The organism is Cellulomonas massiliensis JC225, assembly GCF_000312005.1.
GTDB lineage: Bacteria > Actinomycetota > Actinomycetes > Actinomycetales > Cellulomonadaceae > Cellulomonas > Cellulomonas massiliensis.
In genome coordinates this window covers 197,946-208,979 of record NZ_HE978588.1, presented here as the reverse complement: position 1 = coordinate 208,979, position 11,034 = coordinate 197,946, and the positions used below count along the sequence as shown (strand labels likewise).

9 protein-coding genes are annotated in these 11,034 nt (G+C 72.9%); all 9 read left to right on the top strand.

What is annotated here, in order from left to right; translation table 11 throughout:
• Positions 1–298 precede the first annotated feature (298 nt).
• Genes HGCM_RS00990 through nuoH form a run of 9 tightly spaced genes read left to right on the top strand, consistent with a single transcriptional unit; the run spans position 299 to position 11,005 of the window.
• Positions 299–1,594: a geranylgeranyl reductase family protein gene (locus HGCM_RS00990; protein ID WP_026075161.1), complete on the top strand. Its 1,296-nt coding sequence runs from the start codon at positions 299–301 to the stop codon at positions 1,592–1,594.
• Between the two features lie 54 nt (positions 1,595–1,648).
• Positions 1,649–2,011 carry an NADH-quinone oxidoreductase subunit A gene (locus HGCM_RS00985; RefSeq protein WP_019135033.1) on the top strand — a complete coding sequence of 121 codons (363 nt, stop codon included), beginning with the start codon at positions 1,649–1,651 and terminating at the stop codon, positions 2,009–2,011.
• 33 nt (positions 2,012–2,044) lie between these two features.
• Positions 2,045–2,596, top strand: a complete 552-nt coding sequence (locus HGCM_RS00980; RefSeq protein WP_019135032.1) for a NuoB/complex I 20 kDa subunit family protein — start codon at positions 2,045–2,047, stop codon at positions 2,594–2,596.
• The gene (locus HGCM_RS00975) at positions 2,593–3,477 is read left to right on the top strand and encodes an NADH-quinone oxidoreductase subunit C (RefSeq protein ID WP_019135031.1); all 885 of its coding nucleotides are present in this window, start codon (positions 2,593–2,595) and stop codon (positions 3,475–3,477) included. The genes HGCM_RS00980 and HGCM_RS00975 overlap by 4 nt, the downstream gene beginning before the upstream one ends.
• Positions 3,474–4,817 carry an NADH-quinone oxidoreductase subunit D gene (locus HGCM_RS00970; protein WP_019135030.1) on the top strand — a complete coding sequence of 448 codons (1,344 nt, stop codon included), beginning with the start codon at positions 3,474–3,476 and terminating at the stop codon, positions 4,815–4,817. The genes HGCM_RS00975 and HGCM_RS00970 overlap by 4 nt, the downstream gene beginning before the upstream one ends.
• Positions 4,817–5,695, top strand: a complete 879-nt coding sequence (nuoE, locus tag HGCM_RS00965) for an NADH-quinone oxidoreductase subunit NuoE (RefSeq protein ID WP_019135029.1) — start codon at positions 4,817–4,819, stop codon at positions 5,693–5,695. Before HGCM_RS00970 ends, nuoE begins: the two co-directional genes overlap by 1 nt.
• Complete coding sequence (gene nuoF, locus HGCM_RS00960; RefSeq protein WP_019135028.1) at positions 5,695–7,029, top strand: NADH-quinone oxidoreductase subunit NuoF; 1,335 nt, start codon at positions 5,695–5,697, stop codon at positions 7,027–7,029. The genes nuoE and nuoF overlap by 1 nt, the downstream gene beginning before the upstream one ends.
• Complete coding sequence (locus HGCM_RS00955; RefSeq protein WP_019135027.1) at positions 7,029–9,632, top strand: NADH-quinone oxidoreductase subunit G; 2,604 nt, start codon at positions 7,029–7,031, stop codon at positions 9,630–9,632. The genes nuoF and HGCM_RS00955 overlap by 1 nt, the downstream gene beginning before the upstream one ends.
• Complete coding sequence (gene nuoH / locus HGCM_RS00950) at positions 9,629–11,005, top strand: NADH-quinone oxidoreductase subunit NuoH (protein WP_019135026.1); 1,377 nt, start codon at positions 9,629–9,631, stop codon at positions 11,003–11,005. Before HGCM_RS00955 ends, nuoH begins: the two co-directional genes overlap by 4 nt.
• Positions 11,006–11,034: the final 29 nt, after the last annotated feature.

Here is an 11,034-nt window from a genome sequence, read left to right as displayed (position 1 = left end):
GCCGCTGCGCGCCGGGCTCGGGGCGCGCCGCCGCGCGGTTCGTGCCACCCTGCGCAGGGGCGGCCGCGCCCCTCGCGGGCTCCCGCCGGAGCAGTGCGGGGCCGGTGCCGCACCCGCCCTCGGCTGTCACGGGTCGAAGGTCCCAGGGGCCGCGGAGGGGGTCGGTCGAGGATCGTCGTCGCGGGCCGTCGCCGGGAGCCGTCGTCGCAGGTTAGGACGACCTTCCAAGACAGTCCCGGGGGGCCTGGCTAGACTCGAAAAACGTACGTGAAGCACGTCACAAAGAGTGGGAGCACTCGTGGTGGTGGGGACTCGCGATGACGCAGACGTCATCGTCGTGGGCGCCGGTCCGACCGGTGCCAGCGCCGCCTACCACTGTGCCTCGGCGGGCCTCGACGTCCTGCTGCTGGAGAAGGCGCAGTTCCCCCGCGACAAGGTCTGCGGCGACGGCCTGACGCCCCGCGCGGTGGCCGAGCTCGTCCGCATGGGCGTGCCGATCCGCGAGCAGGACGGCTGGATCCGCAACCGCGGCCTGCGGGTGCTCGGCGGCGGCCACCGGCTCGAGCTGCCGTGGCCGGAGCTGTCGAGCTACCCCTCCTTCGGCCTCGCGCGGGCCCGGACCTCGCTGGACCAGCTGCTCGCCGAGCACGCCCGCGGCGCGGGCGCCAAGCTGCAGGAGCGCACGTCGGTCACGGGCGCGGTGCGCGACGAGCGCACCGGCCGCGTCGTCGGCGTCACGGCCCGGCCGGTCGACGCCGCGGGCCGCCGCGCCGGCGAGGACACCGTCTACCGCGCACCCGTCGTCATCGAGGCCGGCGGCGTGTCCGCCCGGCTCGCCACCGGGCTGGGGCTGGCCAAGCGCGAGGACCGCCCGATGGGCGTGGCGGTGCGCACCTACTTCCGCACCCCGCGCCACGACGACGCGTGGATGGAGAGCCACCTCGAGCTGTGGTCCGGCGAGCCCGGCCGCTCGGACCTCATGCCGGGCTACGGCTGGATCTTCGCCCTCGGCGACGGCACCGCGAACGTCGGCCTCGGGGCCGTGAGCTCGACCGCGGCCGCCACGAAGGTCGACTACAAGGAGCTGTTCGCCGCGTGGATGGCGAACGCCCCCGCGGAGTGGGAGTTCACGCCCGAGAACCAGGTCGCCCCGGTGCGCGGCGCGGCGCTGCCGATGGGCTTCAACCGCGGTCCGCTGTACGGCAACGGCCTGCTGCTGGCCGGAGACGCGGCCGGCATGGTCAGCCCGTTCAACGGCGAGGGCATCGCGTACGGGCTGCAGGCGGGGCGCGTGGCGGCCGACGCGATCAGCCAGGGCCTCGCCCGGGGCACGGCCGCGGGCCGGGAGCGGGCGCTCGCGACGTACCAGCGCCGCATGAAGGACGACCTCGGCGGGTACTACACGCTCGGCCGCGTGTTCGTCACGCTGATCGAGCACCCCCAGGTCATGCGCCTGTGCACCCGCTACGGCCTGCCCCGCCCGCTGCTCATGAAGTTCGTCCTCAAGCTGCTGTCCGACTGCTACGAGCCCCACGGCGGCGACTGGGTCGACCGCACCATCGCGGGGCTCAGCCGGATCGTCCCGGACGCGTGACGGGACGACGAGAACGATGACCTCCAGCCTTCTGACCCCCCACGGAGCCGGCTCATGACGAACCCGTACGTCCCGCTGCTCATCCTCATGGGCGTGGCCGCGGTCCTCGCGCTCGGCGGTGTCGGCGCGAGCGCGATCATCGGGCCGAAGCGGTACAACCGCTCGAAGCTCGAGGCCTACGAGTGCGGCATCGAGCCGACGCCGCACGCGATCGGCGGCGGCCGGTTCCCGATCAAGTACTACCTCGTCGCGATGACCTTCATCGTCTTCGACATCGAGGTGGTCTTCCTCTACCCGTGGGCCGTGAGCTTCGGCGAGCTGGCCGCGTTCGGGCTGGTGGCGATGGTGGCCTTCCTCGTGATGATCACCGTCCCCTTCGTCTACGAGTGGAAGCGCGGTGGGTTCGAGTGGGACTGAGCCGGCGAGCGACGACGAGGACGGAGGTCTGACATGGGGATCGAAGAGGCACCCTCCGGGTTTCTGCTGACGACGATCGAGGACCTCGCGGGCTACTTCCGCAAGAGCTCGCTGTGGCCCGTGACGTTCGGGCTGGCGTGCTGCGCGATCGAGATGATGGCGGCCGGCGCGCCACGCTACGACCTGTCCCGGTTCGGCATGGAGGTCTTCCGCGCGTCGCCGCGCCAGGCCGACCTCATGATCGTCGCGGGCCGCGTGAGCCAGAAGATGGCGCCCGTCGTGCGGCAGGTCTACGACCAGATGTCCGGCCCCAAGTGGGTGCTGTCGATGGGCGTGTGCGCCTCGTCCGGCGGCATGTTCAACAACTACGCGATCGTGCAGGGCGTCGACCACGTCGTCCCGGTCGACATCTACCTGCCGGGCTGCCCGCCGCGGCCCGAGATGCTCATCAACGCGATCCTCGCGCTGCACGACCAGATCTCGAAGGAGCCGCTGGGCGTGAACCGCGCCGACGCCGTCGCCGCCGCCGAGGCGGCCGCCCTCGAGGCGACCCCGACCTCGCACATGACGGGCCTGCTGCGATGAGCGACGAGAAGAAGGACGACGTCGGCGCGCCGCACGCGGCCGTCGAGCGCCAGAAGGACGCGACGCGCGACGAGCCGGCCGAGACGCCCGCGTCGACGGTGAAGGCCGACGCGCACGCCGCCGCCAAGCCCGGCGACACCTCGACCGCCGTCGAGGCGCAGTCCGCGACCGCCGCGGCCGCCGAGGCCGGCGCCCAGAACATCCCGGCGGCGCGCACGCCGCTCGAGGTCGTCGCCGTACGCGAGGGGCTGTTCGGCGTGCACGGCACGGGGGACACGTCCGGCTACGGCGGGCTCGTCACGACGATCGCCCTGCCGGGCCCGAGCGAGCGGCCGTACGGCGGCTGGTTCGACGAGGTCGTCGACGTGCTCGCCGAGGTGCTGGACGAGCAGGGCCCGGGCTACGCGAACGCGGTCGAGTACGTCGTCGTCGACCGCGAGGAGCTCACGCTGCACGTCGTCGCCGAGCACGTGGTGGCGGTCGCGCAGGCGCTGCGCGACGACCCCGACCTGCGCTTCGAGCTCGGGCTCGGCGTCTCCGGGGTGCACTACCCGCACGACACGGGCCGCGAGCTGCATGCGGTGTACCACCTGTCGTCGGTCACGCACGGGCGCCGGCTGCGCCTCGAGGTCGCGGTGCCGGACGCGCACCCGCACATCCCCTCCACGACGAGCGTGTACCCCGGCCACGACTGGCACGAGCGCGAGACGTTCGACTTCTTCGGGATCGTCTTCGACGGCCACCCGGGCCTCGCCCGCATCGAGATGCCGGACGACTGGCCCGGCCACCCGCAGCGCAAGGACTACCCGCTGGGCGGCATCCCCGTCGAGTACAAGGGCGCCACGGTGCCCCCGGCGGACGAGCGGAGGTCGTACTCGTGAGCACCCAGACCCCCCGGGCGACGGGCCACGTCGTCGACGAGGACACCGTCGGCGTCCCGTCCTTCGAGGCGAGCGGCGGCGACTGGTCGCAGATCGCCGAGGAGGCGGCGCGGCTCGGCGAGGAGCGCATCGTCGTCAACATGGGCCCCCAGCACCCGTCCACCCACGGCGTGCTGCGGCTCATGCTCGAGATCGACGGCGAGACGGTCACCGAGGCCCGTGCGGGCATCGGCTACCTGCACACCGGCATCGAGAAGAACATGGAGTTCCGCACCTGGACCCAGGGCGTGACCTTCTGCACGCGCATGGACTACGTGGCCCCGCTGTTCCAGGAGGCCGCGTACTGCCTGGCGGTGGAGAAGCTCCTCGGCATCACCCAGGACGTGCCGGCCCGGGCCTCCGTCATCCGCGTGATGATGATGGAGCTCAACCGCATCACGTCCCACCTCGTCTGCCTCGCGACGGGCGGCAACGAGCTCGGCGCGACGACGATCATGACCGCGGGCTTCACCGCCCGCGAGGAGATCCTCAAGATCTTCGAGCTCGTCACCGGCCTGCGGATGAACCACGCGTACATCCGCCCCGGCGGCGTCGTGCAGGACGTGCCCCCGGGCGCCGTCGAGCAGGTGCGCACCGCGCTCGGCAACGTGCGGCACTACGTCAAGCAGCTCGAGGACCTCATGCTGGCGAACCCGATCCTCAAGCTGCGGCTCAAGGACGTCGGGTACCTGGGGCTGGCCGGCTGCATGGCGCTGGGCATCACCGGCCCGATGCTGCGCTCGGCGGGGCTGCCGTACGACGTGCGCAAGACCGACCCGTACAGCGGCTACGAGACCTACGACTTCGAGGTCCCGACCGCCTCCGGCGCCGACGCCTGGGACCGGGTGATCGTCCGCCTGGAGGAGATCTACCAGTCGATGCACATCGTCGAGCAGTGCGTCGAGCGCCTCGCCGAGCCGGGCCCCGTCATGGTCGGGGACAAGAAGGTGGCGTGGCCGGCGCAGCTCGCCATCGGCACCGACGGCATGGGCAACTCGCTGGACCACATCCGGGAGATCATGGGCAGCTCGATGGAGGCCCTGATCCACCACTTCAAGCTCGTCACCGAGGGCTTCCGGGTGCCGGCCGGGCAGGTCTGGCAGACCGTCGAGCACCCGCGCGGCGAGCTCGGCGTGCACCTCGTCTCCGACGGCGGGACGAAGCCGTACCGGGCGCACTTCCGCGACCCGTCCTTCAACAACCTGCAGGCCACGTCGATCCTGTGCGAGGGGGGCCAGGTCGCGGACGTGGTCGTCGCCGTCGCGTCGATCGACCCGGTGCTCGGAGGGGTGGACCGCTGATGAGCGTCGAGCACGCACCGGAGGGGCTGTCGGGGCGCACGCCCGGGCAGCAGCACGCCACCGCGTACGACGAGGCCACGCGCGCCCGGCTGGACGCGGACGCCGCGCAGGTCATCGCGCGGTACCCGCAGGAGCGCTCGGCGCTGCTGCCGCTCCTGCACCTCGTGCAGTCGGTGGACGGGTACGTGAGCCCCCGCGGCATCGCGTTCTGCGCGGCGACGCTCGGCCTGACGACGGCGGAGGTCTCCGCGGTCGCGACGTTCTACACGCAGTACAAGCGCCACCCCAACGGCGACTACACGGTCGGCGTGTGCATCAACACGCTGTGCGCGGTCATGGGCGGGGACGCGATCTGGGAGGAGCTCTCGGAGCACCTCGGCTGCGACCACGACGAGACCACCGAGGACGGCTCGATCACGCTCGAGCGCATCGAGTGCAACGCCGCCTGCGACTACGCCCCCGTGATGATGGTGAACTGGGAGTTCTTCGACAACCAGACGCCGCAGTCGGCGCGCGAGGTCGTCGACCGGCTGCGGGCGGGCGAGGCGGTCGCCCCGACGCGCGGCGCGGACCGCGTCGTCACGTTCACCGAGATGTCGCGCGTGCTGGCCGGGTTCCCGGACGGCCGCGCGGACGAGGGTGTGGCGGCCGGCGGCCCGACGCTCGAGGGCCTGCGCGTCGCCAAGGGCCACGGCTGGACGGCCCCGGCGTTCCCCGGTGACGAGGGCGCGTCCGCGCGGCCGGCGGCGTCCGGTGACGTCCCGCCGCGGGTGGGCGACGAGCAGTCGTCGGCGCAGCGGCCGGTGACGACCTCGGGCGACGTCTCGCCCGAGGGCCAGCAGACCAAGCAGGCCTCCGACGACGCGAAGGAGTCGTGATGGCGACGACGCTGACCCCGGTGCTCTCGGCCGGGTGGGACGCCCCGCGGGCGTGGACGCTGCAGGCGTACGAGGCGGCCGGCGGCTACCGCGGCCTGCGGCGCGCGCTCGGCATGCAGCAGGCCGACGTCGTGACGATGGTGAAGGACTCCGGCCTGCGCGGCCGTGGCGGCGCGGGGTTCCCGACCGGCATGAAGTGGGGCTTCCTGCCGCCGGACGACGGCAAGCCGCGCTACCTCGTCGTCAACGCGGACGAGTCCGAGCCGGGCACGTGCAAGGACATCCCGCTCATGATGGCGAGCCCGCAGCACCTCATCGAGGGCGTCGCGATCACGTCGTACGCGATCAACTGCCACCACGCCTTCATCTACGTGCGCGGCGAGGTCGTGCACGTGTACCGGCGCCTGCTCAAGGCCGTCGAGGAGGCGTACGCGAAGGGGTACCTGGGCACGAACATCCTGGGCTCGGGCTACGACCTCGAGGTCACGGTGCACGCCGGTGCCGGCGCCTACATCTGCGGCGAGGAGACCGCGCTGCTCGACTCGCTCGAGGGCCTGCGCGGCCAGCCGCGCCTCAAGCCGCCGTTCCCGGCGGTCGCGGGCCTGTACGCCCGCCCGACGGTCGTCAACAACGTCGAGTCCGTGGCGTCGGTGCCGGGGATCGTCGTCGGCGGGGCCGACTGGTTCAAGCAGATGGGGACCGAGCGCTCGGCCGGCCACGGCCTGTTCTCGCTGTCCGGGCACGTCACGCGGCCCGGCCAGTACGAGGCGCCGCTCGGCATCACGCTGCGCGAGCTGCTGGAGATGGCCGGCGGCGTCCGCGAGGGCCACCAGCTGAAGTTCTGGACGCCCGGCGGCTCGTCGACGCCGATCTTCACCGCCGAGCACCTCGACGTGCCGCTCGACTACGAGTCGGTCGGGGCAGCGGGCTCCATGCTCGGCACGCGCGCGCTGCAGATCTTCGACGAGACGGTCTCCGTCGTCCGGGCGGTGACGCGCTGGATCGAGTTCTACAAGCACGAGTCGTGCGGCAAGTGCACCCCGTGCCGCGAGGGGACGTACTGGCTGGCGCAGGTGCTGCGGCGCCTCGAGCGCGGGCAGGGCACGTCCGAAGACATCGACCTGCTGCTCGACCTGTGCGACAACATCCTGGGCCGCGCGTTCTGCGCGCTCGGCGACGGTGCGACGAGCCCCGTCACGTCGGCCATCCAGTACTTCCGGGACGAGTTCGAGGCGGGCACCCACACGCCGGCCGACGTCCTCTTCCCGCCCGAGCGGAGCTCGTTGTTCTCCTACACACCGCGCCACGGCGCCGCCCTGGCGGGAGCGCACTGATGACGATCACGTCCCCCGACCCGAAGACCGCGACGCCGCTCGTGCCGGCCGCCCCGGTGGTGCCCGAGGCGCCGCTGGAGGAGGGCCAGGCCGTCACGTTCACGATCGACGGCATCGAGACGTCCGTGCCGAAGGGCACGCTCGTCATCCGGGCGGCCGAGCGCCTGGGGATCCAGATCCCCCGGTTCTGCGACCACCCGCTGCTCGCGCCCGCCGGCGCGTGCCGCCAGTGCCTCGTCGAGGTCTGGGCACCCGGCCGCGACGGCAACCTGGCGAAGATGCCGAAGCCGCAGGCGTCCTGCACGCTCGAGGCCACGCCCGGCATGCAGGTGAAGACGCAGCACACGTCCGCCGAGGCCGACAAGGCGCAGCACGGCGTCATCGAGCTGCTGCTCATCAACCACCCGCTCGACTGCCCCGTGTGCGACAAGGGCGGCGAGTGCCCCCTGCAGAACCAGGCGATGAGCAACGGCCGGGCGACCAGCCGGTTCGTCGACGTCAAGCGCACGTTCCCCAAGCCGATCAGCGTCTCGACGCAGATCCTCCTCGACCGCGAGCGGTGCGTCCTGTGCCAGCGGTGCACGCGGTTCTCGGAGGAGATCGCCGGGGACGCGTGGATCGACCTGCAGAAGCGCGGTGCGCAGCAGCAGATCGGCACCTTCGACACCGACGTCCTGGGCTTCGCGGGCGAGACGCCCGTCGGGGCCTCGACGCTCGACACCTCGGGCAAGCCGTTCTCGTCCTACTTCTCGGGCAACACGGTGCAGATCTGCCCCGTCGGCGCCCTCACGAGCGCGGCGTACCGGTTCCGGTCCCGCCCGTTCGACCTCGTCTCGACGCCCGGCATCGCCGAGCACGACTCCAACGGCTCGGCGATCCGCGTCGACCACCGCCGCGGCGTCGTGCTGCGCCGTCTGGCGGGTGACGACCCGGTCGTCAACCAGGAGTGGGTGACCGACAAGGACCGGTTCGCGTTCCGGTGGCAGTCCGCGCCCGACCGGATCACGACCCCCCTCGTGCGCACCCGGAACGCCGACGGCACGCGCGGCGAGCTGCAGCCGGCGAGCTGGGTCGAGGCGTTCGACGCGGCGGCCGCCGGCCTGCGCGAGGCCATGGCCTCGGGCGGCGTCGGCGTCCTGCCCGGCGGGCGGCTCACGCTCGAGGACGCGTACGCGTACGGCAAGTTCGCCCGCGTCGCGCTCGGCACCAACGACGTCGACGGGCGCGCCCGGCCGCACTCGGACGAGGAGGCGTCCTTCCTCGCGCACCGGGTCGCCGGCCGCACGCTCGACGTCACGTTCTCCGACGTCACGGCCGCGCCCGCGGTCCTCCTCGTCGCCCTCGAGGCGGAGGAGGAGGCCGGGGTGCTCTTCCTGCGGCTGCGGGAGCAGGTCGTCGCCCGGCGGACCCGGGTGCTCTCCGTCGCCCCCCTCGCCACGCGCGGGCTCGAGCGCCTCTCCGGCACCCTGCTCGCCGCGGCGCCCGGCACCGAGGCCGAGGTGCTCGACGGGATCGTCGAGGGCGCGTCCGACCTGCTCGGCGACGCCGCGGGCGCGCTCGCGGCCGACGGCGCCGTGATCCTCGTGGGCGAGCGGCTCGCGGGCGTCCCCGGCGGGTTCTCCGCCGTGCTCCGGCTGGCCGAGCGCACGGGCGCCCGGCTCGCCTGGGTGCCGCGGCGCGCGGGGGAGCGGGGCGCCGTCGAGGCCGGCCTGCTGCCGTCGCTGCTGCCGGGCGGCCGCCCGGTGACCGACTCCGGCGCGCGCGTCGACATCGCCGCCGTCTGGGGCGTCGAGCACGTCCCCGCCGAGGCCGGCCGCTCGACCTCGCAGATCGTCGCCGCGGCCCGCGACGGCCGCCTCGGCGCGCTCGTCGTGGGCGGCGTCGACCCCGCCGACCTGCCGGACCCCGCGCTCGCCCGCGACGCGCTGGAGCGCGCGTTCGTCGTCTCGCTCGAGGTGCGCGCGTCGGAGGTGACCGAGCGGGCGGACGTCGTCCTGCCGGTGGCCCCGCCGGTCGAGAAGCCCGGCACGTTCGTCACGTGGGAGGGCCGCCCGCGGCCGTTCCCCCAGGCGCTCACGTCGCACGCGCTGCCCGACCACCGCGTGCTGCACGGCCTGGCCGACGCCCTCGGCGCCGACCTCGGCCTCGGCAGCCTCGCGGCGGTGCACGCCGAGCTCGACCAGCTGGGCGGGTGGGACGGCGCGCGCGCCGCGGCACCCGCCGTCGAGGCGGGCGACCCGCCCGCCGTCGGCGCCGGCGAGGCGGTCCTGGCGACGTGGCACCAGCTGCTCGACGACGGCCGGCTGCAGGACGGCGAGCCGTACCTGGCCGGTACCGCCAAGGTGGCGACGGCGCGGATCTCCGCCGGCACCGCCGCGGGCCTCGGACTGGTCGACGGCGGCCGGCTCGCGGTCTCCACGGACGCGGGGACGATCACGCTGCCCGCCCAGGTCGTGGACATGCCCGACCACGTCGTCTGGCTGCCGACCGCGTCGGCGGGCAGCCACGTGCGCGACACGCTGCACGCGGACGGCGGGAGCGTCGTGCGCGTCGCCGCGGCCCGCGAGGATGTCACCGGCACGGACGAGGAGGCCCGAGCATGAGCGTGGTCGCGACCCTCGCGGCGGGTCTGCCCGCCGCGACCGGCGACGGCGCCGTCGCCCCGGTGACCGCCGACTTCTCGAACGACACGTGGTGGATCTGGCTCATCAAGGCCGTCGCCATCATCGTGTTCCTGCTGACCAGCGTGCTCATCGCGATCTGGTTCGAGCGCAAGGTCGTCGCCCGGATGCAGGTGCGGCCGGGCCCGAACGTGCACGGCCCGTTCGGTCTCCTGCAGTCGCTCGCCGACGCGATGAAGCTCCTGCTCAAGGAGGACGTCACCGTCAAGGCGGCGGACAAGCTCGTCTACGTGCTGGCGCCGATGATCGCGGTGTTCTGCTCGCTGCTGACCTTCGCCGTCATCCCGCTCGGGCCCATGGTCTCGATGTTCGGCGTCCGGACGCCGCTGCAGCTCACGGACTTCCCGGTCGCGGTGCTCTACATCCTCGCGTGCGCGTCCGTCGGCGTGTACGGGATCGTCCTCGGCGGTTGGTCGTCGAACTCGACGTACCCGCTGCTCGGCGGCGTCCGCTCCACGGCGCAGGTCATCTCCTACGAGCTCGCGATGGGCCTGTCGCTCGTCAGCGTGTTCATCCTCGCGGGGTCGATGTCCACGTCGCAGATCGTCGACTCGCAGACGCAGATCTGGTGGTTCCTGCCGCTGCTGCCGGCGTTCCTCATCTACGTGGTGTCGATGGTGGGCGAGACCAACCGCCTGCCCTTCGACCTCCCCGAGGCCGAGGGCGAGCTCGTCGGCGGCTACACGACCGAGTACTCCTCGATGAAGTTCGCCTGGTTCTTCCTCGCCGAGTACATCAACATGCTCAACGTCTCGGCGGTGGCGACGACCCTGTTCCTCGGCGGCTGGCGCGCGCCGTGGCCGATCTCGTGGATCAACGACGGCATGTTCAACGAGGGCTACTGGCCGGTCCTCTGGTTCCTCGCCAAGCTCTGGTTCTTCATGTTCGTGTTCGTCTGGATCCGCGGCTCGGTGCTGCGCTTCCGGTACGACCAGTTCATGAAGCTCGGCTGGAAGGTGCTGATCCCGGCCGCGCTGGTGTGGGTGGTCTGCGTCGCGGTGGTGCAGGGCGTGCGGCAGTTCTCGCACCTCGACCTGCGCACGCTGCTCTTCGTCCTCGCCGGCGTCGCGGCCGTGTTCGTGGTCGTCTCGCTGCTCATCCCGGCACGCAAGGAACCACCACGGCGGCGCCGGTCGGGCCCCGAGGTCATCGACCCGTTCGCGGGTGGCTACCCCGTCCCGCCGCTGCCCGGCCAGGCCCTGCCGCCCTCGCCGCGCAAGCGGCTCGCCGACGCGACGCCCACGAACGACCCGGGCACGACGCCCGAGCTCACCCAGGAGGTGCACGGTGGCTGACCAGAGCAGGCCGCAGCGCAAGCCGGCCC

Coding starts and splice junctions, on each gene's coding strand:
- nuoH (WP_019135026.1), top strand. CDS start 9,629: ATGAGCGTGGTCGCGACCCTCGCGGCGGGTCTGCCCGCCGCGACCGGC.
- nuoF (WP_019135028.1), top strand. CDS start 5,695: ATGGCGACGACGCTGACCCCGGTGCTCTCGGCCGGGTGGGACGCCCCG.
- HGCM_RS00985 (WP_019135033.1), top strand. CDS start 1,649: ATGACGAACCCGTACGTCCCGCTGCTCATCCTCATGGGCGTGGCCGCG.
- HGCM_RS00955 (WP_019135027.1), top strand. CDS start 7,029: ATGACGATCACGTCCCCCGACCCGAAGACCGCGACGCCGCTCGTGCCG.
- HGCM_RS00975 (WP_019135031.1), top strand. CDS start 2,593: ATGAGCGACGAGAAGAAGGACGACGTCGGCGCGCCGCACGCGGCCGTC.
- HGCM_RS00980 (WP_019135032.1), top strand. CDS start 2,045: ATGGGGATCGAAGAGGCACCCTCCGGGTTTCTGCTGACGACGATCGAG.
- nuoE (WP_019135029.1), top strand. CDS start 4,817: ATGAGCGTCGAGCACGCACCGGAGGGGCTGTCGGGGCGCACGCCCGGG.